21 protein-coding genes and 1 riboswitch are annotated in these 25,182 nt (G+C 59.8%); of the genes, 6 read left to right on the top strand and 15 right to left on the bottom strand.

The annotated features are described in order from the left end of the window. Positions 1 to 75: 75 nt before the first annotated feature. Positions 76 to 181: riboswitch (TPP riboswitch) on the bottom strand. A gap of 197 nt (positions 182 to 378) precedes the next feature. Beyond that, complete coding sequence (locus AC07VR_RS29775; RefSeq protein ID WP_494993408.1) at positions 379 to 1,815, top strand: TolC family outer membrane protein; 1,437 nt, start codon at positions 379 to 381, stop codon at positions 1,813 to 1,815. 47 nt (positions 1,816 to 1,862) lie between these two features. On the opposite strand, the gene waaA is transcribed toward AC07VR_RS29775, so the two are convergent. After that, entirely contained in the window at positions 1,863 to 3,137 is a 1,275-nt protein-coding gene (gene waaA / locus AC07VR_RS29770) for a lipid IV(A) 3-deoxy-D-manno-octulosonic acid transferase (protein WP_495013404.1), read from the bottom strand. 22 nt (positions 3,138 to 3,159) lie between these two features. Continuing rightward, entirely contained in the window at positions 3,160 to 4,044 is an 885-nt protein-coding gene (locus tag AC07VR_RS29765; RefSeq protein WP_494993624.1) for a LysR family transcriptional regulator, read from the bottom strand. A 109-nt stretch (positions 4,045 to 4,153) separates the two neighbouring features. Here AC07VR_RS29765 and AC07VR_RS29760 point away from each other — a divergent pair, with 109 nt between their 5' ends. From AC07VR_RS29760 to AC07VR_RS29745, 4 genes are all read left to right on the top strand, one after another. Beyond that, positions 4,154 to 4,486, top strand: a complete 333-nt coding sequence (locus AC07VR_RS29760; protein ID WP_494993406.1) for a DMT family transporter — start codon at positions 4,154 to 4,156, stop codon at positions 4,484 to 4,486. 218 nt (positions 4,487 to 4,704) lie between these two features. After that, the gene (locus AC07VR_RS29755; protein ID WP_494993405.1) at positions 4,705 to 5,880 is read left to right on the top strand and encodes an NAD(P)/FAD-dependent oxidoreductase; all 1,176 of its coding nucleotides are present in this window, start codon (positions 4,705 to 4,707) and stop codon (positions 5,878 to 5,880) included. Then, entirely contained in the window at positions 5,877 to 6,689 is an 813-nt protein-coding gene (locus tag AC07VR_RS29750; RefSeq protein WP_495013403.1) for an aldo/keto reductase, read from the top strand. The genes AC07VR_RS29755 and AC07VR_RS29750 overlap by 4 nt, the downstream gene beginning before the upstream one ends. A 41-nt stretch (positions 6,690 to 6,730) precedes the next feature. Next, complete coding sequence (locus AC07VR_RS29745; RefSeq protein WP_494993403.1) at positions 6,731 to 7,696, top strand: metal ABC transporter ATPase; 966 nt, start codon at positions 6,731 to 6,733, stop codon at positions 7,694 to 7,696. Positions 7,697 to 7,743: 47 nt separating this feature from the next. Here the strand turns inward: AC07VR_RS29745 and hldE are convergent, their stop codons facing one another. The 4 genes from hldE to msbA form a co-directional block, all read right to left on the bottom strand. Beyond that, on the bottom strand, positions 7,744 to 9,165 hold the full coding sequence (hldE, locus tag AC07VR_RS29740) for a bifunctional D-glycero-beta-D-manno-heptose-7-phosphate kinase/D-glycero-beta-D-manno-heptose 1-phosphate adenylyltransferase HldE (RefSeq protein ID WP_494993402.1): 1,422 nt from the start codon (positions 9,163 to 9,165) through the stop codon (positions 7,744 to 7,746). A 103-nt stretch (positions 9,166 to 9,268) separates the two neighbouring features. Then, positions 9,269 to 9,880, bottom strand: coding sequence for an adenylyl-sulfate kinase (cysC, locus tag AC07VR_RS29735; RefSeq protein WP_495013402.1), 612 nt, complete (start codon positions 9,878 to 9,880; stop codon positions 9,269 to 9,271). Beyond that, positions 9,873 to 10,577 carry a sulfotransferase family 2 domain-containing protein gene (locus AC07VR_RS29730; protein WP_495013416.1) on the bottom strand — a complete coding sequence of 235 codons (705 nt, stop codon included), beginning with the start codon at positions 10,575 to 10,577 and terminating at the stop codon, positions 9,873 to 9,875. The genes cysC and AC07VR_RS29730 overlap by 8 nt, the downstream gene beginning before the upstream one ends. Positions 10,578 to 10,761: 184 nt before the next feature. Further along, a complete protein-coding gene (gene msbA / locus AC07VR_RS29725; protein WP_495013415.1) occupies positions 10,762 to 12,567 on the bottom strand; it encodes a lipid A export permease/ATP-binding protein MsbA in 1,806 nt (601 codons plus the stop codon). Positions 12,568 to 12,726: 159 nt separating this feature from the next. Between msbA and AC07VR_RS29720 the strand changes: the two genes are divergently transcribed. Beyond that, complete coding sequence (locus tag AC07VR_RS29720; RefSeq protein WP_495013401.1) at positions 12,727 to 14,580, top strand: O-antigen ligase family protein; 1,854 nt, start codon at positions 12,727 to 12,729, stop codon at positions 14,578 to 14,580. A 36-nt stretch (positions 14,581 to 14,616) separates the two neighbouring features. Here AC07VR_RS29720 and AC07VR_RS29715 read toward each other — a convergent pair whose 3' ends face one another. The 9 genes from AC07VR_RS29715 to AC07VR_RS29675 form a co-directional block, all read right to left on the bottom strand. Continuing rightward, entirely contained in the window at positions 14,617 to 15,342 is a 726-nt protein-coding gene (locus AC07VR_RS29715; protein ID WP_495013400.1) for a glycosyltransferase family 25 protein, read from the bottom strand. 55 nt (positions 15,343 to 15,397) lie between these two features. Then, complete coding sequence (locus AC07VR_RS29710; RefSeq protein WP_495013399.1) at positions 15,398 to 16,654, bottom strand: capsule biosynthesis protein; 1,257 nt, start codon at positions 16,652 to 16,654, stop codon at positions 15,398 to 15,400. Between the two features lie 138 nt (positions 16,655 to 16,792). Beyond that, entirely contained in the window at positions 16,793 to 17,701 is a 909-nt protein-coding gene (locus AC07VR_RS29705; RefSeq protein ID WP_495013398.1) for a glycosyltransferase, read from the bottom strand. Continuing rightward, positions 17,698 to 18,852: a glycosyltransferase family 4 protein gene (locus AC07VR_RS29700; RefSeq protein ID WP_494993395.1), complete on the bottom strand. Its 1,155-nt coding sequence runs from the start codon at positions 18,850 to 18,852 to the stop codon at positions 17,698 to 17,700. The genes AC07VR_RS29705 and AC07VR_RS29700 overlap by 4 nt, the downstream gene beginning before the upstream one ends. Before the next feature lie 3 nt (positions 18,853 to 18,855). After that, positions 18,856 to 19,734, bottom strand: coding sequence for a DUF6625 family protein (locus AC07VR_RS29695; protein ID WP_495013397.1), 879 nt, complete (start codon positions 19,732 to 19,734; stop codon positions 18,856 to 18,858). 53 nt (positions 19,735 to 19,787) lie between these two features. After that, positions 19,788 to 21,200, bottom strand: a complete 1,413-nt coding sequence (locus tag AC07VR_RS29690) for a PIG-L deacetylase family protein (protein ID WP_495013396.1) — start codon at positions 21,198 to 21,200, stop codon at positions 19,788 to 19,790. Between the two features lie 8 nt (positions 21,201 to 21,208). Next, positions 21,209 to 22,105, bottom strand: a complete 897-nt coding sequence (locus AC07VR_RS29685) for an antimicrobial resistance protein Mig-14 (protein ID WP_495013395.1) — start codon at positions 22,103 to 22,105, stop codon at positions 21,209 to 21,211. Continuing rightward, positions 22,105 to 23,235, bottom strand: coding sequence for a glycosyltransferase (locus AC07VR_RS29680; protein WP_495013394.1), 1,131 nt, complete (start codon positions 23,233 to 23,235; stop codon positions 22,105 to 22,107). The genes AC07VR_RS29685 and AC07VR_RS29680 overlap by 1 nt, the downstream gene beginning before the upstream one ends. After that, the gene (locus tag AC07VR_RS29675) at positions 23,219 to 24,976 is read right to left on the bottom strand and encodes a carbamoyltransferase family protein (RefSeq protein WP_494993390.1); all 1,758 of its coding nucleotides are present in this window, start codon (positions 24,974 to 24,976) and stop codon (positions 23,219 to 23,221) included. The genes AC07VR_RS29680 and AC07VR_RS29675 overlap by 17 nt, the downstream gene beginning before the upstream one ends. Between the last annotated feature and the right edge of the window lie 206 nt (positions 24,977 to 25,182).

Raw genomic sequence — 25,182 nt, 5'->3', positions numbered from 1 at the left:
GGTGCTGTGCTCAGTGCTCAAGGGGTGTTCGATTGTCGAACAACATCCCGGACGAAGCACAAGAGGACTCGCCGCAGGACGAGAAATCTTGTTCCCTACGCAGGCGCTAACCTGATCAGGTTCAACGGGATCCGGAATTATCCGATCTCAGCCTCATAACAAGGCACCCCGACAAGAACCCGGTCAGTCTAGACAGAACTCATTCAGAACGCCAATACCGGTGTAAACAGCGTGATGAATGGCGCAATTACAGGATTGTTGCCACAAGCCTGCACCACTACACTCGCTACGCGGCACCCTGGCCTTGACGCTCTGCACTGCGCGCCGTAGCCTTGGCGTTTAAATTATTGTCGTAATATTCACTCTAGGGATCGCCTCATGCTGCGCAAACTCTCACTGGCCCTCGCCGTGTCTTGTGCGTCCAATGGAATGGCCTGGGCAGCAGAAGCGCCCTTAACGACCAAAACCGATCTGGTCAGCGTCTACCAGGAAGCGGTGAACAACAACGCCGACATCGCTGCCGCTCGCGCCGATTACGACGCGCGTAAAGAAGTTGTGCCCCAGGCCCGCGCCGGCCTGCTGCCAAACCTCTCGGCCGGGGCCAGCGTGACTGACGTGCGCACGCAATTCGACCAGCCGGCCACCACCGCCAACCGCAGCGCCAACGTCTATCAGGCGACCCTGGCCCAGCCGCTGTTCCGCGCCGACCGCTGGTTCCAGTTGCAAGCTGCAGAAGCGGTCAACGAACAGGCATTGCTGCAACTCTCGGCGACCGAACAGAACCTGATCCTGCAAAGTGCCGAGAACTACTTCGCCGTGCTGCGCGCCCAGGACAACCTGGCCTCGACCAAGGCCGAAGAAGCTGCTTTCAAGCGCCAACTCGATCAATCCAACGAGCGCTTTGATGTCGGCCTCTCGGACAAGACCGACGTCCTGCAATCGCAAGCCAGCTACGACACCGCCCGCGCCAACCGGATTCTTGCCCAGCGCCAGGTGGAAGATGCCTTCGAAGCGCTGATCACCCTGACCAACCGCCAGTACAACTCGATTCAAGGCATCGTTCACACCCTGCCAGTGCTGGCGCCGACGCCGAACGATGCCAAGGCCTGGGTCGACACCGCCGCCAGACAGAACCTCAATCTGCTGGCCAGCAACTACGCGGTCAGCGCAGCCGAGGAGACCCTCAAACAGCGCAAGGCCGGTCATGCGCCAACACTGGACGCAGTTGCGCAGTACAAGAAAGGCGACAACGACGCCCTCGGTTTCAGCAACCCGACCTTTGGCCAGCCATTCGGTGGCAACGTCGAGCAACGCTCCGTCGGTCTGCAACTCAATATTCCGTTGTACAGCGGTGGCCTGACCAGTTCGCAGGTTCGCGAGTCCTATTCGCGACTGAGCCAGACTGAACAGCAACGTGAAGCCCTGCGCCGGCAAGTAGTGGAGAACACGCGCAACCTGCACCGGGCGGTAAACACCGACGTCGAGCAGGTGCAGGCACGCCGTCAGTCGATCATCTCCAACCAGAGCGCAGTGCAAGCCACGGAAATCGGCTATCAGGTGGGAACGCGCAATATCCTCGACGTGCTGGACGCTCAGCGCCAGCTCTACACCTCGGTACGCAATTACAACAACACGCGCTACGATTACATCCTCGACAACCTGCGCCTGAAACAGGCGGCCGGGACGTTGAACCCAGGGGATTTGCAGGATCTGTCGCGCTACTTGAAAGCCGACTACAACCCGGACAAAGACTTCCTGCCACCGGACCTGGCCAAGGCCGCACAGGAGCAGCTCAAGGCTAATCCCGGGTATTGAATTTTTGCGGCGGGAGCCGAGCGGGCTTTTTGTGGCGATGCTCGGCCCTAGTGCATCAACCTCCCCAACCCATCCAGCAAGCGCTTTAGCGCTCCTTGATTGGCGTGCATCACCTTGAGTCCCGCCTCAGCCATCTTCTGCGCATCGTGCGGTAACTCGAACAGCCGCTGTACTGCTACCGCCAAACCATGCGCATCGTCCACTTCCTGCAACGCTCCGGCCTCGCGCAACAGTGCAGCGATTTCGAGGAAGTTGAACAGGTGCGGGCCGCTCAGCACCGGTTTGGCCAGCGCGGCCGGTTCCAGCAGGTTATGCCCGCCGCTGGCCACCAGGCTGCCGCCGACAAAGGCACTGTCCGCCAGCGCATAGAGAAACAGCAGCTCGCCCATGGTGTCACCGAGCAACACTGAGGTGGTCGCGGTGACGGGTTCAGCCGAGGAGCGGCGTACGGTAGTAAAACCCAGTCGCTGACACAACTCGAACACCGGGTTGAACCTTTCCGGATGACGCGGCACCAGAATCAGCAACGCATCCGGATGGCTGGCGAGCAACTGTCGATGGGCCGCCAGCACCACCTCATCCTCACCTTCGTGGGTACTTGCGGCGATCCACACCGGACGTTCCATGGCTTGCCATTGGCGGCGCAAGTCGGTGGCGCGCGCCAGCAATTGCGGATTGATGCTCAGATCGAACTTGATAGAGCCGGTCACCTCGACCGTGTCAGGCCGCGCACCAAGATCACGAAAACGCTGCGCCTCAGCCTCGGTCTGCACCGCGAACCAGCTCATTTCGCCAAGCATCGGCTGAGTCAGCTTTGCAAAACGGCCATAGCCCCTGGCCGAACGCTGCGATAACCGTGCATTGGCCAGCGCCACGGGAATCCCGCGTTTGGCGCACTGATGAATATGATTGGGCCAGAGCTCGGTTTCCATGATCACCGCCAGTTTCGGCTGGACCCGTTCGAGAAACCGTGCCGCAGCACATGGCAAGTCGTAAGACAGATAGCAGTGTTGAATTCGCGGTTCGCCAGCGAACATCTCGCTGATCCGCTGCGAGCCAGTCGGGGTCATGCAGGTCACGGTGATTGGCAACTGTGGGTAACGTTCGAGCAAGCCTCGGATCATCGGTGCGGCGGCAATGCTTTCGCCCACGGAAACCGCGTGCACCCAGATCCCGCCCGGCTGCAGGGTTGGCAAACCAATGGAAAAGCGTTCGCCAATTCGCTTGGCGTAGGCCGGCGCCTTGCGCGCCCTTAGCCACAGACGCAACGCCACCAATGGCAGCCCGAGATAAAACAGCAAGGTGTATAGAGTTCTATTCATGGCGGCGGAGTTTATCGGTTTTTTAGCCGATCGCCTGCAAGTGCACGGCAAAACGTTCCGCCAGCCAGCGTGCGGCCGGACCAAGGGGCTCGTCGCGGCGCCAGACCAGCTCCACCACCAGCGCCGGCGGGGTCCATTCGCTGACCAGCTCGACCATCTGCCCCTGATACGCCGGGTACTGCACCACGTGCCGCGGTAACCAGGCCCAGCCCAGACCGCGCATCAGCCATTCGGCCATCACGTAGAAACTGTCGGCGCGCCAGACCTGCGGGCTGACCTGCTCGCCGCCTGGATATCCGCTCAACTGCGGGGCAATCAGCAATTGCCGATGCCGCGCTAACTGTTGGCGATTGACGTGCTTCTCGTTCGCCAGCGGGTGCCCGACCGCACACACGGTGACCATCTCAACGCTACCCAGAGCCCGACGCTCCAGGGCTTCGGGCATGTGCTCGTGGTGAAACAGCAAACCCAGGTCGGCGCGCCGCTCAACCAGCTTGCGCGCCACGTCACCTTGAGCACCGCTGGCCAGTTGTACTTCAACGCCGGGAAAACGCTCGGCCAACGCCTCAAGACTGTTGAGCACTGGCTGAAAAGGCATCGCTTCGTCCTGGGCCAGGCGCAAACGCGCTTCCTGACCGCGCATCAGCGCCAGTGCCCGGCCATTGAGGCGTTCGCACTGGCGCAAGACTTCCCGCGCCTCTTCCAGCAACGCGCTGCCGGCCTCGGTCAGACGCGGCTGGCGGCCACTGCTGCGTTCGAACAGGCTTACGCCCAGATCCGCTTCCAGCATCGCAATCGAACTGCTGACCGCCGACTGTGCCTTGCGCTGGTCGCGAGCCACTGCAGAAAACGAGCGTTGCTCGGCAACGCTGACAAACAGCCGCATCTGCTCCAGATTCCACTGAATGCTCATCACTCAACCCATCTTCAAATCAGATAGGTAATGACTTTACCCCATCTCCACAGTCTCTAGAATGCCGACCTCATCAAGCAGGCCAAAACACGAGGAACCGCCCATGAACGCTTACTACTACCTGGCCATCGCCATCTGCGCCGAAGTGATCGCCACTGTTTCGATGAAAGCGGTCAAAGGCCTCAGCACTCCGCTCCCCCTGCTGTTGATCATCGTCGGTTATGGCATCGCCTTCTGGATGCTGACCCTGGTAGTGCGCAGCATCCCGGTCGGTGTGACCTACGCGATCTGGGCCGGCATGGGCATCGTGATGGTCAGCATCGCGGCGCTGTTTATCTACGGGCAAAAACTCGACATCCCGGCAGTCGTCGGCATGGGAATGATCGTTCTGGGGGTGGTGGTGATCCAGCTGTTCTCGAAAACTGCCGGGCACTGAAAAAGCAGCAACGCTATGCAGTTTCGTAGCAGCTGACGAAGGCAGCGTTCAGCCGCGAAGCGGTTGCAATCAGTGTAATCCGGTGTTGCTGGCAGACCGAATTCAAACCATTTACGACTGCTGCGCAGCCGGACGCAGCCTTCGGCAGCTGCTACAGGGGGATCCGGTGAATATGAATCTGTATACTGCGCCCCTAGTCTGAACACTGAGGTCGCCGCATGCCATCCGTTATTTCCACCGACGTTCTGATTGTCGGCGCCGGGATTGCCGGCCTCTGGCTGAACGCGCGCCTGCGTCGCCAGGGCTTTTCGACTGTGCTGGTGGAAAGCGCCAGCCTCGGCGGCGGGCAAAGCGTGAAGTCTCAAGGGATCATTCACGGCGGCGCCAAGTACGCGTTGCACGGCGCGCTGACCGGCGCATCTGAAGCCATCGCCGACATGCCACGCCGCTGGCGCGAAGCCTTGGCGGGTACCGGCGAGCTGGACCTGTCCGGTGTACGCCTGCTCTCCGAAGCCCACTATCTGTGGTCCCCCGGCACGATTGCCGGCAATCTCACCAGTTTTTTCGCCAGTAAAGCCGTGCGCGGCAGGGTCGATCAGGTCAAGGGCGATCAACTGCCGCCAGCGCTGCAAGACCGCCGCTTCAAGGGCAAGGTCTATCGGCTGGCGGAGTTGGTGGTCGACGTGCCGAGTGTTATCGAGCGCCTGGCCCAATTGGCCGGTGATGGCCTGCTGGCCGGTCAGACAATCGAGCCTCTTGTGGAAAACGGCGAACTGGTCGGACTGCGGGTCGATCGGCGGGAAATCCGCGCGCAACGCATTGTCCTCAGTGCTGGCGCCGGCAATGCCGACTTGCTCGCGGCTTTGGGTCTGAGCCAGCCGGCGATGCAACGTCGGCCATTACACATGATCATCGTCAAAGGCCCGACCCTCAAACCTCTGTACGCCCACTGCCTGGGTGGCGGGCCGAAGCCGCGAATCACTGTCACCACGCACCCGGCGGCCGATGGCCAGTGGGTCTGGTATCTGGGTGGTGATATCGCCGAAGCCGAAGGCGTCGCCCGTGAACCGGCTGCGCAAATCACTGCGGCGCAGAAAGAGCTCGGCAATCTGCTGCCGTGGGTCGACCTGAGCCAGGCGCAATGGGCGACCTTGCGGGTTGATCGGGCGGAGCCGGCGCAATCGGGCCTGACCCGTCCAGACAATGCCTTCCTCGCCGAACAGGATCGTCTGTTGGTGGGCTGGCCAACCAAACTGGCTTTGGCGCCGGACTTCGCCGATCGCGTCCTGGCCGCGCTGGACCGCGACGGCATTCAGCCAAGCCATGCGGCGGCCTTGCCCGAACTGCCGAAGCCGCCGATGGCACAAGCCGTCTGGGAGCAGCTGTTGCCATGAGCCAGGCCACCTTGCACGACCTGCATCGCCCACTTGGCAGCACCGGCCTGCTGGTCTCGCCGCTGGGCCTGGGCACCGTCAAACTGGGTCGCGACCAAGGGGTGAAGTATCCCAATGGGTTCCAGATTCCCGACGATGACGAAGCACGAATGCTGCTCAAACTGGCTCGCGACCTGGGTATCAACCTGATCGACACCGCCCCGGCCTATGGCCGCAGTGAAGAGCGACTCGGCCCGTTGCTGCGCGGCCAGCGGCAAGAGTGGGTGATTGTCAGCAAGGTCGGCGAGGAGTTCGCCGACGGCCTGTCGCACCACGATTTCAGCGCCGAACACACGCGCTTCTCGGTCGAGCGTAGCCTGCAACGCCTGGAAACCGATTTCATCGATCTGGTGCTGGTGCACTCGGACGGCAACGACCTGGCCATTCTCAACGACAGCGAGGTCTACCAGACCCTGGCCGAGCTCAAACGTGAAGGCAAAATTCATGGCTTCGGCTTTTCCGGCAAGACCGTCGAAGGTGGTTTGAAGGCTCTGGAGCAAGGCGATTGCGCCATGGTCACCTACAATCTCAACGAACAGGCTGAGCGGCCGGTCATCGACTATGCTGCCGCACACGGCAAAGGCATTCTGGTGAAAAAGGCTTTGGCCAGCGGTCATGCCTGCTTGAGCCCGGGTGTTGACCCGGTCCGCGCCAGCTTCCAATTGCTGTTTGAGCATCCCGGTGTTGCCAGTGCTATTGTCGGGACCATTAATCCGCTGCACCTCGCCCACAATGCGGCGACTGTCGCGCAGGTTTTGCGCAGAAACTGACGCCGCCGCCGCGGCCGCCCCCGACGCAGGAAGGAGCTGAGATGCCGCGCACGCTCATTAGAAAGAACCCCAGCAACTTCAAAACCCTGCCGCTGATCGTCGAAGCGACTCCCGAAGGCCTGAGCTATCAGAGCATCGGGATGCCGCTGAATTTTTCGCAAACCCTGCAGCGTCGTCGCCCGGTCATGGTCGCTGACGCCCAGCGTTTTTCTCTCGAACTGGCCAACCTCGGGGTATCGGTTCGTCTGACCCTGCATTGGCAGAATCGTGATTACTGGGTTTTGGTTCGCCAACGACGTCAGGACCGTGGTGATGTCGTGCTCAAGCTGATCTCCGGTTATGTACCGGCCCACGAATTGAACCTGCCGCTGCACACCGCGATTCAGGAGATCGCTGAAGAGTGCCTGCTGGAAACGCCTGAAGGCTGGCTCAGCGGGCGCTTCAACGACACCTGGCTGCCGGCGCCTTATTCGACCGCGCTGCATTACCGCGAAGCCCTGCCCTTTCGCCTGACGCCATTCTCCGGCGCGGCGCGGCCGGTGCGTTGCGCCAATATGCAACTGATCGAACGCCCAAGAGCCTACGTACATCTGCCCACGGCTTCGCTGCAGTTGATTTACGACTTGCGTCTGGATGTTCCGAAAGAAGCCAAATCACTGAGCCTGTTCCACGTCGATGAGCGTCTGGAGGGTGATCAACTGGTCGCTCGCCTGGACCGCAAACGGCCTGACCTTTATCTGATGCCGCTTGAGGATGGCGAGCCCTTGGCCGAGCTCTATACCTTGAAAAAGGGTCATCTATACGCGGCCAGCACTCGTGGCCTGTATCTGGCAGAAAGCTTTGCCCGGCAGGACGGCTGGCTGGTGCGCGATGAGCGGATTCGCTGGAAGGACTGGCTCAAGCAGCAAGGCTTGAACCACCCGGCGAATGATTCAGGTTTCAAACGCCTGACCGGCAAGGCGCGGCAGCTGCTGAAGAAGATCGTACCCAGGAGCGTTGCACGCTAACCTGTGGCGAGGGGGTTTGCCCCCCTCGCCACAATGACCGCGCAGCTTCAGTTATTACGAATCTTCTCGACGATCGCCGTGGTCGAGCTGTTTTCAACCAGCCCCAGCACCTTCACCGTGCCGCCATAAGCGCTGACGATGTCCGCGCCCACAACCTGGTCGATACCGTAATCGCCACCCTTGACCAGCACATCCGGCTTGACCTGAGCCAGCAGATTTTCAGGTGTACCCTCAGGGAAGCTGATGACCCAGTCCACCGCGCCCAGACCGGCCAATACCGCCATGCGCCGGTCGACACTGTTGATCGGTCGACCCGGCCCTTTCAGGCGGCTGACCGAAGCATCGTCATTGACCGCAACGATCAAGCGATCGCCTTGCGCCCGAGCTTGCTCCAGATAGGTCACATGCCCGGCATGCAGGATGTCAAAGCAACCGTTGGTGAAGACAATCTTCTCTTTATGCGCGCGCGCATCGTCGATTGCCAGCAACAACTGGTCGAGGCTCAACACACCACGCTCGGAGCCTTCCTCGCGCTGGATGGCGCGACGCAGTTCAGGCGCACTGATCGCCGCCGTACCCAACTTGCCGACTACGATACCCGCCGCCAGATTGGCCAGAGCCACGGCATGCGGCAACTCTTCACCGGCAGCGATAGCTGCTGCCAAGGTGGAAATCACGGTGTCGCCGGCACCCGTCACGTCGAACACTTCACGAGCACGAGCCGGCAAATGCAACGCCGGTTGATCGGGGCGCAACAGCGTCATGCCGTGTTCGCCACGGGTCACCAGCAAGGCACCCAGCTGGAGATCGTGCATCAATTTAGCGCCCTTGGTCACCAACTCATGCTCATCGGTGCAACCACCAACGATGGTTTCGAACTCACTGAGATTGGGCGTGATCAGGCTGGCACCGCGATAGATCGAAAAGTCTTTGCCTTTCGGATCAGCCAACACCGGAATACCACGCGCGCGCGCAGCCTGGATCAGCACCTGATGATTTTTCAACGCGCCTTTGCCGTAGTCGGACAGCACCAGCACCTTGATACCCTCAAGCAGCTCGTCGACCTCGGCAGCCAATGCCAGCGCATCAGTGGCGAAGGGTTCTTCGAAGTCGATCCGCAGCAGTTGCTGGTGACGACTCATGACCCGCAGCTTGACGATGGTTGGCTGGTGGGGGATGCGCTGGAACAGCGCCCGCACACCTGCACCACGCAGACTGTTGGCCAGGCTATCGGCGGCCTCGTCATCACCGGTCACACCGACCAGGGAAGCGGGTGCGCCGAGAGCGGCAATGTTCAAGGCAACGTTGGCGGCACCGCCCGGGCGGTCCTCGATTTGCTCGACCTTGACCACCGGCACCGGCGCCTCAGGGGAAATCCGTGAGGTACCACCATGCCAGTAACGGTCGAGCATGACATCGCCGACCACCAAGACAGGGGCTTGATCGAATCGCGGCATGGACAACTTCATGGAGCAACCCACATACAGAATGAACAGGGGCGCGATATTAACACAGGGTGAACGCTACCTAGTTCGACGGCTTCAATAGGCTGGAATCACACGAAAAACCTGCTCACTTTTTGAGCAGAGCATCCATCACACCCTGGATTGCATCCGACAGTTCCACCTCGTCGGTATTGATCTCGCAGTCAGCCTGCTGCGGTGCTTCATAAGGGCTGTCGAGGCCGGTGAAGTCCTTGAGCCGCCCTTGCAGCGCTGCTTGATACAGTCCTTTGGGGTCACGCCGGGCGCAGATATCGAACGGTGTGCTCACATACACCTCAAGAAATTCATCCGGGCCGAACAAGGCGCGGGCCGCGGCACGATCGGCACGAAACGGTGAAATCGCCGAGACAATCACAATCAACCCGGCGTCGACCATCAACCGCGCCACTTCGGCAATGCGCCGGATATTTTCCTTGCGCGCCTCGGGGCTCATGCCCAGGTCATTGCATAGTCCATTGCGCACGTTATCGCCGTCGAGCACAAAGGTGTGCAGACCACGCTCATTGAGCTGCAGCTCAAGGGCATTGGCCAGGGTCGACTTGCCAGCACCGGACAGCCCCGTCAGCCAGACACAACGCGGCTGCTGATTCTTGAGTGCCGCCCGGGCGGTTGGCGACAGTGACATTGCATAGGGGCGGATCTGCGGAGGCTGCTCGTAGATAAACGACGATTTATTCATAGCCGAGCATCTCATAGTCACGCTGGTAGACCCGACGCACCAGACGGCGAGTGTGTGCCGAGCAAAAATCACGAGCGGGCGTCGATTGGCGATGCCGGGAGCGATTCAAATGGGGTAATGGCGAGACACTCCCAAAATGCTCGCACAACAGTTGAAAGTCACGATCCAGGTGTTCCTGATAACCCACGAAATCCATCGCCATATGCCCCATGGAGTCGACCAGGAAGTCGGTCTGGGCGGCGAAATGCAGCTGCTTCTTGATATTATCTGGATGCAGCCAGCGACCAATAAAATCATCGAAGTCACGGTAATGACTGACCAGCGTCTGGGCCAGTCGGTCGCGCCGCCCCAGGTCGTTGCAACGCAGGAAAGCGTAAGCCGAATAGGCCCGCTCCAAAGGGTCACGAACAAAGGCGAATTTGAAACTGCGGGAAAACTGCTCGGGAAATTGCTGTTCGTACCAATACAGCGGCAAATGCCCTGGCATCCAGCCGTCGAATAGCGCGGAGCAAACGCTGCTCCCTGCACACTTGGGGACGTGAATGAACACACAGGAGCGCTGCTGGAAAGCCTGAGGGAAGCGCACATTGGCCGACATCGACTTGTTCACGACTTGCCGATCCACAACCGACAAACGCCCCAGCAGAAACGCTCGTTGCTGTTTGGGTAATAACTTCCATAAGAAGCGCTGCAACATTCCGGTACCCACACGAGGCGGATAGCCACCCCGAAGCCAATGATTCATGCTAGAACCGTAGCAGGTGAAATGCGGAAATTTATTTAGACATAGTCAAGAATGTAAGGATATGGATACAAACGCCCTGAGCGCGTTGCACGCCGAGGCGGTTTCAGGGTGAGCATGGCTCACCCTGAAGTGGGTATCAGGCGATACCTTGCGGTGCGGGCGCATCGAGGCCCAGTGCATTCAATCGAGCGTAATAGCCATTCTTCGCCAGGAGCTCGGAATGGGTACCGCGCTCGACAATCCGGCCCTGATCCATGACCAGGATCAGGTCGGCTTTTTCAATGGTCGACAAACGGTGGGCTATCACCAGCGTCGTACGGCCTTTCATCACCTGATCCAGAGCTGCCTGAATATGCCGCTCGGATTCGGTATCAAGGGCTGACGTCGCTTCGTCGAGAATCAACAGCGGGGCGTTTTTCAACAGCGCCCGGGCAATCGCAAGACGCTGACGCTGGCCGCCGGACAACAGCACACCGTTCTCTCCCACCTGGGTGTCCAGGCCTTGAGGCAACTGCGCGATGAAGTCCATGGCATAGGCATCCTTCGCTGCCTTCTCGATATCTTCGCGGGGAGCACCAGCGAGGTCTCCGTAGGCAATGTTGTTGGCCACAGTGTCACTGAACAAGGTGACATGCTGCGTCACTTGAGCGATATGCCGACGCAGGTTCAGCAGCTTGTACTGCTCGACCTCAGTCCCATCGAGAAGAATCTCGCCTTTATCGTGGTGATAGAAACGCGGAATCAGATTGGCCAGGGTCGACTTGCCACTCCCTGAACGGCCAACCAGCGCGACCATTTGCCCCGGGTCGACAGAAAAACTGATGTCATCGAGCACCTGACGGTCGGTACCCGGGTAGGTGAAGCTGAGGTGACGCACCTCGAGTCGCCCCGTGACAGAGTCACGCTCGACACTGCCTTTGTCGATTTCGGGCTCCACATCCAATTGCTCGAAAATGCTCTCGGCACCGGCAACGCCCTTCTGGATCGTCGAACTGACTTCCGAAAGCTGCCGAATCGGTTTAGGCAGCAAGCCGGCAAGGGTGATGTACGCCACCATGTCGCCCGCCGACGCATCACCGCGCAGCGCCAACACCAGGAACATCAGCACTGCCATGGCGGTGTAGATCACCAGCTGCAGCATCGGCGTGTAGATGGCGCTGGTACGGGTCATGCGCAGTTGCTTGTCGGTGTTGCTCTGACTCGCGCGCTCGAAACGGTCGCGCTCGTAGATTTCACCGCCGAAGCTGCGGACCACGCGATAACCCTGGATGGTCTCGGAGGCCACATGGGTCACGTCGCCCATCGCCACCTGGATCTTCTTGCTCTGCTTGCGGAACTTGGAGCTGGCGCGACTCACCATGAACGCAATCAGCGGCAGGATGGCAACCATCACCAGTGTCAGACGCCAGTTCATGATCAGCAGGGAGATAAACAGGAATACAACCGTCATGCCCTCCCGGAACACGACCTTGATCGCATCTGTCGCCGCTCCCGTGACCATGGTCACGTTGAACGTGATGCGTGAAATCAGATGCCCGGAGTTGTGCTTATCGAAGTAACGATTCGGCAGCACCAGCAGGTTGTTGAACAGCTGCACGCGCAAATCATGAACCAGGCCCAGCGAGACCCTGGCCAGGAAGAAGTTGCCCAGGAATGAACCGGCGCCCTGCCACGCGGCGATCAGAATGATCAGCAAAGGGACTGCATGCATCAATTGCAGATCGCGCAGATAGGGGATCGAGGGGAACAACGCGGCCTCGGGATTGGACAGGCCATCGACGAAATACTTGAGCACGTAGCCAAGCATCGGCTGAGTCGAGGCGAAAACCAGGAAGCCGATAATACTCAGCATGAACAGACCGATGTAAGGCCGCACATAACCGAGGAGTCGGAAGTAGATTTTCAAGCTCGAAGGGCTTGCGGAGAGACTGGAGTCGGTCATATCACGCGAAGTTTTCAAAAAAAGGATGCTGACTTTATCACAGCTTCTTCCGGTCTCAGCCGGGATCGTTCGAACCGGGCGCTCGGTGGCAATATTCCGGCGGACCAGGGTAGATAGATGCGCTAGTATTATCGGCCCTTAATCGGAATACAGTTCATCATGCCATCCAGCAGGATCAACACCAACGCGGCCCGGGTTTTCGATTTCATCTGCCTGTGGGTGCTGCCTCTCGGCTTTTTTCTTTTGCTTTGCGGGCTGTTTTTTCTGCCTGCGCGCGGCGCCCATCAAAAGCTGTTTTACGGCCTGGTGAGCGCCCCTGCCCTGATCGCCCTGTGCATACGCCCCAGCGAACTGAAGATCATCCTGAGAGAGCCGCTGGTTCAGGCATTCCTGCTTTTTTCCGGCTGGGCGCTGCTGTCGCTGAACTGGAGCCCTACGCAAGCCAGCCTGATAAGCCTGGCAAAACCACCGCTGTATATTTTCATGCTCTTTGCTGGCGCCAGCCTCCTGCTGCGCTACCGCGCTGAAAGCCTCAAGCCCGTCCTGCTGGCCGCGGCCCTGATTGCGTTGGCCGCCAGTGTGTTCGATCTTTATATTTTCCTGTCGCACTATGCACCGGGCGATCGGATGATCGGCGGGGGCGCCTTTGACAACCCCTTGCTCAGCTCCCACCTGTTCGGTTTTTTCTGCACTTACTGGTTTTTTCTGGGCATGACCGTGCGCAACCCGAAGCTGCTGCTCGGCATTGCCCCAGCCTTTCTGATCATGTTCGCGGCCGCCCTGGCAACCAGTTCCAGAACGCCTCTGGTTGCCATCGCCATGGCAGGCCTCTGGCTGGCATTCATTTGCTGGAACCGTCGTTCGCTGTTGCTGCTGGCCATCATGGGCGTCACTGCCGCAAGCGTGCTGGCCGCTTTCCCGGAGATGATCCTGGCCCGCGGTGACTCCTACCGCTTCGAAATCTGGAGACAGGCGCTGCATCTGATCGCTGATGCGCCCTGGATTGGCCATGGCTATGACGCGACCCTGAGCATCGATCCAGGGGTTGGGTATCCCTTCAGCGAACCCCATAACTTTGCCTTGGGCGTACTCTTCTATGTCGGCATCATCGGGCTTCTGCCCTGGCTGGCCATGCAGCTTCGAGGGCTGTTCGACTGCTGGCGCCAGCGCTCGCAACCGCTGTTTATCCTGGCGTCGGCCCTGATGGTATTCGGTATAGGGGCCAGCCTGACAGAGGGTGGCGATATCCTCTACACCCCCAGGGAGCATTGGTTCCTGCTGTGGATTCCGCTGGCACTGATGGCCGCGCTGAGCATTGCGCAGCGTACCAATCGTCTGTCGAGGCTTGCGGTTCGCAGCCTCACTGCCGACGACGCTCAACGCATGACAGCCAACGCTCAGGTGGTCGAAGAAGACGGCCTTGGTCCCAAAGTCCTCAAGCTCGAGGATGGCAGTTTTCTGAAGCTGTTCCGTGCCCGCAGCTGGTATACCTATGGCAGCTACTACCCCTATTCCGAGCGCTTCGCCGAAAACAGCCAACGCCTGGCCCGTGCAGGCCTGAACACCCCACCGATCCTCGAGCTGTACCACATGCCCAATGGCAGCAGCGCCGTACGCTATCTGCCCCTGTCAGGCAGAACCCTGCGCCAGGTGCTGCAAGGCATGCCCAGCGTGAGCGTTCGCCAGGCACTGGTGCAACGTTTCGGGAGTTTTCTGGCAGAACTGCACGAACACGGGGTCTATTTCCGCTCATTGCACCTTGGCAACGTTCTTTTGCTGGAGGACGGCGGGTTCGGCCTGATCGATCTGGCGGACTTGCGCCTCCTGCCCTCGTCCTTGAACCTGGAGCTTCGTCGACGCAACCTGCGCCATATGCAGCGTTATACGCAAGACCGCTGCTGGCTGTTCGACGCGCACTTTACCGATCTGCTTCGGGGCTACGCCATCCTGGCACCGGACAACGCAGTCAAATGCATGCACAAGCAAGTGCACGCCCTTGGTCTGGCGAGCTGATTGAACCTGTGGCGCCTCCTCGCTACTGCCGGCACACTATCCGAACAGGCCGTAGCGAAGGCGCGCAGCCAGCCGGCCCAGGAGTTGTCGGGTCTTGAGCTTGGGCTTGCGTACCACCTGCTCGATATCACTCATGACCATCAGGCTCTGCCGGGCCAGCAGGGGCCGCACAAGGAACGCGCGGGTCATGGGCAGGAGACTTTCCGAGTAATACCAGTCGAGCGGCAGCCCGCTGAGCGGGGCCTCCTGCAGGATCCGATCATAGAGCTCTGCCCTGACCACGTAGGCATGAGCCAGGCGCACCCGGTTGACCGCCACCAGGTTGGCTGAAACATTGCGCGCCTGCCCGCCCTTCTTCAGCGTGCCCCCCAGGTACAGCATGGTCCAATCCCGCGACGACAACTGTGCTGGCACCCGACGCAGGACCGCAGGCGCATAGGACTCAAACTCGCAATCGTCCTCCAGGACCAGCACCTGCGGCCAGCCGCGAGCCTTGGCCATGGCAATCACGGCAAGATGGCTGCGCATGCAGGCCCAGGTAGCGCGCAACTTGTGTTCGAACCTGTCGCTGTCGCCATCGACGCGCAGCAGAAATTCGCGCAGTTGCGGCGAAGGCGGGTCATCGTCCAGCCGATGCATCGATACCGCACTGAAGCGCTCGGCCTGCAGCCCCAGACTGTGCAAGTGTGCCTGTATGCGGGCCCAGCGATCTTTCCTGCTGTCGAGATTGATAACGCAGGCATGTGCAAAAGGCCAAATCATTTCCGCTCACCACCGCAACCGTGATTATTAATGTGCATGGCCTGACTAGCGGCTCCTACTGAACGGTGCCGTCAAGCACCTGAGAGGGCACAGGTTCTGCCTGCAGCAGACCGACCAACAACCCGATGGTGGTGTTCAATCCGTCTACCCCGTGCGCCAGGTGAAACTCGGCGAAATGCCGGGCCCGCTCCAGGCACTGCGAATAGTTGTCCCGGACCCAGGCTACCCGCTCGGCCAGCTCTGCTGCCGTGGTGACACGCTCGCCCAGGAAGCGCTCCTGGGAAAAAATGTCGTGATGTTCACCGGCATTGACATAAATGACCGGACGCCGCGCCAGCGCCGCCTCGATAACCGCGTTAGACATGATGTTCACCACGACCGAAGCCTGCTCCAGCGCTGCGGCCAGACCGACTCCACGGTCCAGGACCTGCACGTTGGGCAATGCAGCGGCGGCGCCGTGCCAAAACGGCACATGGCTACGCGGATGCGCCTTGATCAGCATCCGGTACTCCGGGTGCTGCGCCGCCCAGTCGCGCAACAGGGCGTAGGTTCGCTGGTAACCGCGCTCCTTCTCTTTGTCCGGACCGACGCCCAGGACCAGCAGCACCTGTCGCTCGGGGTCGGGCGCCGGCAGGTCGTAGGCAACGTCAATCATGTGCGAACCGGACAGTACCGCATTCGAACTGCCGAAGCGCAGCGGGCGGGACTGCAGGGCCTCCAGCGAACTGCGACCGAACATGAAGTAGTAATCGTAGTCGTTCATGCCCAGACGTCTCGAAGACTCGACCGTGGTCGCGTGCGCCAGGTGCACCAGCAGGCGATCGCGCCGGTTCAGCGCCAGGCGCAGGAAAGGCGCATACAGGCTGCCGTTACGGTCGTTGAGCAGAATCTTCGGCTGGTGGCGAGTCACCAGCCACTCGGCATGCGCGGCATAGCCAAAATAGCGCAGTGGCACCGACTGCTGCGGATGCTTGAGCAGACGCTGGGCAAGAATGGTCTCTGGCACCTGCAGCGCGGTTTCCACCAGTGAATGACCACTAGCACGCAGGGCCGCAATCAGCAGTTTCTTGCGCTGCAAGGCAATGACTTTGGATGCCGACTGCAGCAACAGGAAATCGCAGGGCTCTGCCACGACCTCGGCCGCCAGGCGCGCCTGCGCCCTCCAACCGAACAACCAGTCTGCGCAAGCGTCCCGGCCAAAGCGCAAGAGGCTGCCCAGCCAGGAATGACGCTCGCGCAACCGCCGCCAGCGATAGCGGTCCAGGGCATGAGCCTTGTCGGCCCAACTGTCGCCGGAAACATCCAGGATCATGCCAACCTCAATACACAGCAGCCGTAGTACGTCGACAAGCGAGCCCCTCCCCGCTCGATCCTGGGCAGCTTGCGAATGGCGCGCCTGGCCCGTTTAGCGAAAAAATCCTGAATCCATCCCACCCTGGTTCCTCCGCCGCTATTTGGCACTTGAACGAATACCCAGCGCGCTCTTCACGGTGTAACCCGCCCAGCGCATCAGGCCTCGAAAGGTTTTACGGGTCCACCACCTGAACGGGATAGTGGCCAATAACTCTCGCGCCAGAACAGTGTCGCGGTTGGCGGTTTTAAGAAACATCGAGTTGAGCGCCTTGTACTTCACGGCTTCATACTCGGGATGATCGCTGAACAAGGCGAACGTGCGCAGAATGTTGTCGATCATGAAGCGGTTGTTCTTATAGGTATTGGTCTCGTGTTTGCGGTAGCGCGCCATCACCACACCTAACCCATCGATGTAATACCCGGCCCGGGTGATCTTCAACTCGATCAGCAGGTCCTCCAGGCGGATGCTCGGATCGAACCCACCCACCTTTTCCAGCGCCTGGCGACGAATCAACAGGGTGGGGGCCGGTGGATAGGGCTTGCGCTCCAGGAACATGTCGTCGAAATCCAGACGACGAAACGGCACATCCCGTCGCTGACGATGTTCCGGAAACAACTTACCGTTCGAATCGATCAATTCGATATTGCCGGCACAGATGCCCACTTCGGGCTTGTCCGCCATGTGCGCCACCTGAATCGCAATGCGATCGGGCATCATGATGTCATCGGAACCAAAAGGGGCAATGAACTCGCCCTTGGAACGCGCGATGGCGTCGTTGAGGGTGTTGGTCAATCCCTGGTTTTTCTGGACCCGGAAATCGAAACCGTGTTCGGCCTGCAACCGGGTTATCCGCTCGACGCTGTCGTCCGTGGAGCCATCGTCGACAACCAGCAATTCAATGGGACTATAGGTCTGCGCCAGTACGCTGAGGATACTTTCCTCAATGTAGGGGCCATGGTTGTAGGAGGCGATAATCACCGTAACCAGCGGAGAGTGACTCGTCATGCTTGCTCCTTGCCCGCCTGGCGCAGCCCGGACTGAATAAGATCCAGGTACTCCTGACGGAACACGTCGATATCGTGCTGTTCTCGCAGATAACGGTAGGCCTGCTCACCTTTGGTTTTGAGGTCCTCGTCCGAAAGCCCCAGATACGTATCCAGCGCCCTGACAAGAGACGGGACATCCGCAGGCTCGACGGCAAGACCGCCAGCGCCCTGAACAAGCGGAAGCATGGCCGGTACATTCGAGGCAATCACCGGCAAATGGCCGCTCATGCCTTCGAGTAACGCCAGGCCCAATCCCTCGGCCAACGAGGGCATGGTCCAGATATCGAACGCGCGAACATACTGCAGAGCGTTTTCCTTGAACCCCAAAAGATGCGCACGACCGCCCAGACCCAATCGCTCAATCTCACAGCTCAAACGCGCTTCTTCACGACCGGCGCCGATGATCGCCAGTTGCGTCTGGGGATATTTGTCTTTAAGCGCGGCAAAAGCCTGCAATAAATAGGTATGCCCTTTAACCGGCACCAAACGCCCAAGCGCGCCGATCAAGCGTACCGACGGATCAATCCCCAACAATTCACGAGAACGCTCACGCGAGTGCTGCAAGCTTTCAGCCTGCTCGATATCAATGGCATTGGTAATTGCAAAGGTATTGCGGTCAGTGAAGCCGCAATCACAATCCAGCAAGTACTGTTTGACGGCCGGCGACACGCCGACAAAACGCCAGTGGCCGTCGACGAGGCTTTGGGTCTGACGCCGCCGGTAAAAACGGTCGTACTCGCCGAAGCCATGAGAAATACCGATACACAACGGTATTTTCAGCCAGCGATTGAGTTGCAGCAGCATGTTCACCGGCTTGAAGCGGTTGCAAATGACCACATCAAACTTTTCTTTTCGGCAAAACTGATACAACCGCCACATGGCTCGCAGGCGCATTCCCTTCAGGGACTTGTCGGTAAATTCGAAATAGACCGAGCGATCGGCACGGCTCACTGCCTCACCCTGCCCCGGCCGACCGCGCAAAAACGCCGCGGTCACTTCATAACGCTCTACCGGCAGGGCTTTGACGATCTGCTCCGCAAGGTCGGCAAAATCGTGTGCTTTAACGTTGTAGTCCGGCTGCAGCTGCAGGACCTTGGAACGCTGACTCATAGCTCATCCCCGATCAAAACCTATTGCATCAATGACCCAGGCCGACTCGGCAGCCAATCCTTTTACGTGCTCAGAATCGGGGTCAGCCAACCCTGACCACTCATTGCGTTTCCAGCAAACGAAGTGGAAATACGGAAACGAGCGATCGCCATCACGATCATTGGTCAGCTGACCGTCACGCCAATACCAGAATTTGGGGAAACGATCGCTGCCATCATGCCACTTGATAACCCCGCCAGGCGTGCTGAACGCTTCGGTAAACTCACTCCGTCGCCGCCACGGATTGAACTTGCCGACCAGCTTGAAAAACGGCTTGGGAAAGTTCTTGCGCCAAAGGAAGATCCGGCTGAACGCTCCTTCATCCAGAGCATGGTGCTGCTGATCGGTAAACCGTTTTTGCCAGTTCTCGATCCGCATGAAGCACTCACGTTGGCGAGCGGTATTGCGCATCAGGCACAGGTGCCCGGCGACCCGCCGCTCATGGGTCGAAAACAGGTCATAACCGGCCAATCGCTCAGCCGTGAAGTAGCGACGCAGGTCACCATACACCAGATCAATATCGCCGAAAGCCCAGAAATCGTAACCCGCCAGGCGATCGACATGGATATGGCCGAGTGCTGGTTTGATGTCACAGAGTTTGTAAGCCGCATCAGGCGAAAAATCGATATTCAAGCGTCGCGATACCAATTGGCAGTATTCGCTGAAACCGATGCTCTCGATTTTTACGTTGTCTGGCAGGTTCTGCGCACTACCGCAGTCACTGAACAACAGCCAGTCGATATCCGCATTGCGCCGGCAGCTTTCGAGAAAGAACGGCATCCAGAACGGCCAGCGACCGAAATAAGGAATAATGAAAAGAATGCGGGGGCACGGATTAATCACAGAGAGCTCACTACAGAGAAGAGAATACGAGGCGATGCTATACCCGTGCGGCTTTATTTATGCTTCAAAAACCATAACAGCTCATGACGTCTGACAGACTTGCGAAAAAACTCGTTCTCTCCAAAAGGCGACGGCGCTCTGCCAGCCAGAAGCCACTGTATCGAGCGGCGCAAACGACGCTTGAACGGCAGTCGCGGTTGCAGGTCATGCATCATCCCCAACGCCATTGCTTTATCGCGCTGCTGCGCGACAGACAAAGGCAATGAGCACGGCTGCAGTACTTGCGTCGAGTCGAACACCGGCGGCAAGGCGATGCCGGCACCTGAGTCGCCCATCGGCCAGCGATCATTGTCATGCAGGTGGTTGGCATACCCAAGCAAGGTTGTAGGCTGCCAGTCCAGCCCCTGCAACGCTTCCAGCACCGCAGCCTGAGCACAGCGGTGGTCCGGGTGCGGGTCCAGCGAGGGGTGCGGCAGCACAATGACTTGCGGGCGAGCCTTGAGCAGCAACTCGCGTAAATCGGCCAGCAGATTATTCCAGGTCGGTGCGCCGTCGCTGTCGCCGGGCAGGGAGAACGGGTTCAATTGGCGGAACAGCCGGGTATCGCTCAAGTCCGCTTCCCGGGAGGCCATTGGCTGATCCGGCGCAGCCTGCATGGCGGCCAGTTGCAAGCAGAAATACCCCAACTGCACGCAATGTGCCTCGGGCACCCCCGCCCAGCGCGGCACGGCAATGCTGTCCCAGGCACGCAAACGGCCCTTGATTCGCGCCGCATCGACAGGGTTCAGCCCCATCTGTTGATAGTGTTCAGCTTCGATCTCACCGGCCGTCAAAGTGACGATCCAGGCTTCATCGGCCTGGCTGTACAAACCGAAGGCAGCCAGTTCGGCATCATCGGCGTGAGGCGCAATGACCATCACCCGTTGACGACGGTAGTCGGGATACCGGAATGACCACAGCGTCGGCTCACCGAGCAGTCGGCAAAAGCGTCCGCGAAGGCGCAACTCGCCGCTCGTCAGAGGTCCGGCCAAGCCACTGAGATTCAGGTAGCGCACGCCATTCACGCCGCGTTCGAAGGTCTGTCGGTCCGGGCTCTGGGTACCCGTCAGTTCAACGGCCGGGTCCAGGAAACGCCCCAGCCAGCGACTCTTGACCTGGATCGCCAACACCAGGGTTTCGTCGCCAGTCAGGCTCGATGATTCGTCCAGAAGTACACGCCCACCGTCGAGGCGGACCTTGAGCTTTTTGCTGTCAGCCGGGAAGCCGTAGTCGTAATCATCTTTGACCGAGTAGAACAGATGGTCGGCGAACCACGCCTCGTGGGCCACCCAGGCCAGCACGCCGAGCAACAACGGCAGCCACCAGGCCACCAGCAGGCCAATCGCGATCAACAGCACCAGACCGATCAGCAAGCCGATACGCTTGTTGCGCCGATGGCGCTTGAGCAATTGCTGCTTGCGACTCATACCTTGACTCATACTTCGAACACCGGCACAGGGTTGCACCAGCGGTCCTTGTATTCCCGGTCAGCGCGACCGAAGGAGAAACGCAGCGGCTTGCCAATCGCCCGGGCGTGCTCCCAGGCACTTTGGGTGTTGAGGAAACTCAGCACACTCCCCGGACTGAACTCGCGGGTCTCGGGGTCGACGCCACCGTTGATGTACTCGACACTGATCCACTCGGGAGCTTCGACGCGGTAGACCAGTTGAATCGCAATCGGCGCATCGTTGAGGAAAATCACCGAACCGATCAGCAGTTCGCGCAGCAGCTCGACCACCTCTGCCATACGCTCGGCGCCAGTGGCCGGGAAGCCCCAGCGACGCTGGAACAGGTCGCAATAGATAGCCGCCAGCTCGCGACTTGAAAACTCGCTGACCGGTCGCACCACCCCGCCTGCCTCTTCCAGCAAACGCAGTTCGCGACGCTGGTTGTAGCGGAATTTTTTCGACAGATCTTCAGGGGTGCGGGCCATGGCCAACTGCTCGACCTGCACTTTGAGAGAGACAAAACGGCCTTCATTCAGGGCCGAGAGATAGCGCCCGCGATGACGCAGAGGAACCTGCGCATCGGCGGCAGCCGGGAGGATCAGCTCAGCATTGCCAAGGTCGAACAGCCCTTTCTTGCCGCTGCGCTTGAGCACGTCCTTGGACAGGGCCAGATCACGGCCCCAGGTCGGAATCGCGGCTTTGAGCTCACCGTTTTGCTCCCAGGCCAGATAGCGCACCGGGATATCGGCCAACCGCGCCAGGCGCTCAACCACCAACGGATGCGTCGCGACGCTGCCGCCGAAGCGTTGCCAGGCATCGGTGTAAGTCGACGCATCGACAACGACCCAGCCGCGTTCGCGCCAGCCTTTAAATCGGTTGAGCATCAAACCCTCGCGGTCAGGTCGATAACGTGGGGCAAACGCCAGAACGCGTCACCCACCGCCCGATCCGAGAAGCTCTCACGCAAGCGATCGAGCATCAGCTCGGCGCAGACCTGACGCTGCTCGTCGTTCATATTGGCCAGACGCTGCAGTCCTTGAGCCATGTGCTCGGCATCGCCCAATGGAAAAAGAATGCCCACGCCTTCGACCACCTCCTTGGCGCCACCGCAAGCGGTCGCCAGCAAGGGCACGCCGGCAGCCATGGCTTCCAACAGCACCATACCGAACGGTTCATGGTCAGAGCTCAGGGCAAACACATCAAATGCGCGGAAATAGTGCCGGGCCTCTGGCACCTGGCCAAGGAACAACACGCGATCACCGATGCCCAGCTCGCGGGCCAGCGCTTTGAGGTCCTGTTCCAGGCGACCGGCACCGAGGATCGCCAGTTGGCTGTTCACCGGCAAACCTGGCAACGCGGCAGCAAACCCCCGCAACAGCGTGGCCTGATCCTTGTCCGGGTGCAGCCGTCCGACGTTGCCGACAATCCAGGCATCCGGCGACAGGCCCAGCGCATTACGAGCCTCAATGGCCGGCAACTGGCTGGCCTGCAAGGCCTCGATATCGATGCGGTTGTAGAGCGTCTGAATCCGCTCGGTCGGCCAGTTCGGCAGGCAACGACGCATGTCATCACGTACCGCGTCGGACACCCCAAGCAGGCTCAGGCGCTTGCGGAAAACATGCGCAAACAGCTTGCGGGTACGCCGCTGGTAATCACCAAACGCGTGGTGCACGCCGATCACCGGCAACGCGGTACCCAGCAAGGCGATATAGATCGGTTTGAAACGATGAGCGATGCAGAAACTGAAGTTACGCGACGCGGCAATCTTGCGCAGATCGCCAATCGCGCCCAGCTTCAGGCCACGAATGGCCTTGGAGCTGTATTCCATGAACAGCACCTCGTCAGAGGCGCAGCCCGCGGCGACCTCGGCATCGGCAACCCCGGTCAGGAACACCGTGGTCACCCGATAGCCGGTCCCCGCGAACAGACTGGCGTATTGCCGGGCACAGTCCAGGAACGGCCCGTCATAGCCGTGACAGAACTGCAGAACATGACGCTCAGCCGAGCGAGTCATAAGCGTCCACGCCGTCTTTGACCACAAGGATGTCTTCCATGATCAGATACTGCAGATCGGAACCGAAGAACATGTTCAGAGCGTCGGTCGGAGAGCAGATCATCGGCTCACCACGGCGGTTCAGCGAAGTGTTCAGCGACACACCGTTACCGGTCAGCACTTCCAGTGCTTTCATCATGTCGTAGTAGCGCGGGTTGTACTCGCGCTTGAGCACCTGCGCCCGGGACGTGCCGTCTTCGTGAACCACTTCCGGCACGCGGGTTTTCCATTCCTCAGACACTTCAAAGGTAAAGGTCATGAACGGCGCCGGGTGATCGATCTTGATCATCTGCGGGGCGACGGTGTCGAGCATCGACGGGCAGAAAGGCCTCCAGCGCTCGCGGAATTTGATCTGATGGTTGATCCGGTCAGCCACGCCAGTGGCACTCGGGCAACCGATGATCGAACGACCGCCCAATGCACGCGGACCGAACTCCATGCGCCCCTGGAACCAGGCCACCGGGTTACCGTCGACCATGATTTTGGCGATGCGCTCCGGGGTGTTGTCGATCTGACGCCAGGCCGGCTTGCTCGGGTGACGGGCACAGGCGGCGATCACGTCTTCGTTGCTGTAGGACGGGCCAAGATAGACGTGTTCCATCTTCTCTACCGGTACACCACGGGCATGGGAAACGTAGGCTGCCGCGCCGACCGCAGTACCGGCATCGCCGGACGCTGGCTGCACGAACAGCTCTTTGATGTCATCGCGGGCGATGATCTTCTGGTTCAGCTTGACGTTCAGCGCACAGCCACCGGCGAAGGCCAGCTTGCCGGTTTCCTTGAGGACGTCGCCCAGGTAATGGTCGATCATCTGCAACGCCAGTTTCTCGAACAGCGCTTGCATGCTCGCGGCGTAGTGGATGTAAGGTTCGTCAGCGATGTCGCCTTCGCGTTTCGGGCCCAGCCACTCGATCAGCTTCGGTGAGAAGTAGAAGCCCTTGCCCTTCTCTTTATAGCGCCGCAGGCCGATGACGTTGGCGTACTCGGTGTTGATCACCAGTTCGCCGTTTTCAAAACTGGCCAGACGCGAGAAATCGTACTTGCCGGCATCGCCATATGGCGCCATGCCCATGACCTTGAATTCGCCGTCGAGCATCTCGAAGCCGAGGAATTCAGTGATTGCGCCATACAAGCCGCCGAGGGAGTCCGGATCGAAGAACTCTTTGATCTTGTGGATCTTGCCGTTTTCGCCGTAACCGAAGAAGGTCGTGGCGTACTCACCCTTGCCGTCGATCCCCAGGATCGCGGTTTTCTCTTTGAAACCGGAGCAGTGGTAAGCGCTGGAGGCGTGAGCCAGGTGGTGCTCGACCGGTTCGATCTTGATTTTCTTCGGGTCGAAACCCAGTTGCTCAAGGCACCAGACGATCTTGTTGCGATAACGCTTGTAACGGCGGTTGCCCATCAGGATCGCGTCGAGGGCACGGTCCGGGGCGTACCAGTAGCGCTTGGCATAGTGCCAGCGAGCCTTGCCGAACAGGCTGATCGGGGCGAACGGAATGGCCACCACATCAACGTCGGAAGGCTTGATACCGGCCTGTTCCAGGCAGAACTTCGCCGATTCGTAGGGCATGCGGTTCTTTGCATGTTTATCGCGTACGAAGCGCTCTTCTTCAGCCGCTGCAACCAGCTTGCCATCGATGTACAGGGCTGCGGAAGGATCATGGCTAAGGGCGCCGGACAGGCCAAGAATCGTCAATGCCACAGGGGTCTAGCCTCTTTAGTCTGCATGCAGGCGGCGGGCGCCTGAGAAAAATGTGTCCTCGCAAAGCGGCGAGAAACAGCTAAAGGGCGGGATTATAGCGTAAAGACGGCGGGAATGACCCAGAGGTTGTTTGAGAACGCTTGTGGCGAGGGAGCCTCGCCACAAGTTTGCGCCTGAGCGGTGTACTTGCATGAGCGAGGCTTGCC

It is taken from the genome of Pseudomonas sp. GW821-FHT02H09 (assembly GCF_059421425.1).
This window is presented reverse-complemented; position numbering and strand designations above follow the sequence as displayed.

Coding starts and splice junctions, on each gene's coding strand:
- AC07VR_RS29775 (WP_494993408.1), top strand. CDS start 379: ATGCTGCGCAAACTCTCACTGGCCCTCGCCGTGTCTTGTGCGTCCAAT.
- waaA (WP_495013404.1), bottom strand. CDS start 3,137: ATGAATAGAACTCTATACACCTTGCTGTTTTATCTCGGGCTGCCATTG.
- AC07VR_RS29760 (WP_494993406.1), top strand. CDS start 4,154: ATGAACGCTTACTACTACCTGGCCATCGCCATCTGCGCCGAAGTGATC.
- AC07VR_RS29755 (WP_494993405.1), top strand. CDS start 4,705: ATGCCATCCGTTATTTCCACCGACGTTCTGATTGTCGGCGCCGGGATT.
- AC07VR_RS29750 (WP_495013403.1), top strand. CDS start 5,877: ATGAGCCAGGCCACCTTGCACGACCTGCATCGCCCACTTGGCAGCACC.
- AC07VR_RS29745 (WP_494993403.1), top strand. CDS start 6,731: ATGCCGCGCACGCTCATTAGAAAGAACCCCAGCAACTTCAAAACCCTG.
- hldE (WP_494993402.1), bottom strand. CDS start 9,165: ATGAAGTTGTCCATGCCGCGATTCGATCAAGCCCCTGTCTTGGTGGTC.
- cysC (WP_495013402.1), bottom strand. CDS start 9,880: ATGAATAAATCGTCGTTTATCTACGAGCAGCCTCCGCAGATCCGCCCC.
- AC07VR_RS29730 (WP_495013416.1), bottom strand. CDS start 10,577: ATGTTGCAGCGCTTCTTATGGAAGTTATTACCCAAACAGCAACGAGCG.
- msbA (WP_495013415.1), bottom strand. CDS start 12,567: ATGACCGACTCCAGTCTCTCCGCAAGCCCTTCGAGCTTGAAAATCTAC.
- AC07VR_RS29720 (WP_495013401.1), top strand. CDS start 12,727: ATGCCATCCAGCAGGATCAACACCAACGCGGCCCGGGTTTTCGATTTC.
- AC07VR_RS29715 (WP_495013400.1), bottom strand. CDS start 15,342: ATGATTTGGCCTTTTGCACATGCCTGCGTTATCAATCTCGACAGCAGG.
- AC07VR_RS29710 (WP_495013399.1), bottom strand. CDS start 16,654: ATGATCCTGGATGTTTCCGGCGACAGTTGGGCCGACAAGGCTCATGCC.
- AC07VR_RS29705 (WP_495013398.1), bottom strand. CDS start 17,701: ATGACGAGTCACTCTCCGCTGGTTACGGTGATTATCGCCTCCTACAAC.
- AC07VR_RS29700 (WP_494993395.1), bottom strand. CDS start 18,852: ATGAGTCAGCGTTCCAAGGTCCTGCAGCTGCAGCCGGACTACAACGTT.
- AC07VR_RS29690 (WP_495013396.1), bottom strand. CDS start 21,200: ATGAGTCGCAAGCAGCAATTGCTCAAGCGCCATCGGCGCAACAAGCGT.
- AC07VR_RS29685 (WP_495013395.1), bottom strand. CDS start 22,105: ATGCTCAACCGATTTAAAGGCTGGCGCGAACGCGGCTGGGTCGTTGTC.
- AC07VR_RS29680 (WP_495013394.1), bottom strand. CDS start 23,235: ATGACTCGCTCGGCTGAGCGTCATGTTCTGCAGTTCTGTCACGGCTAT.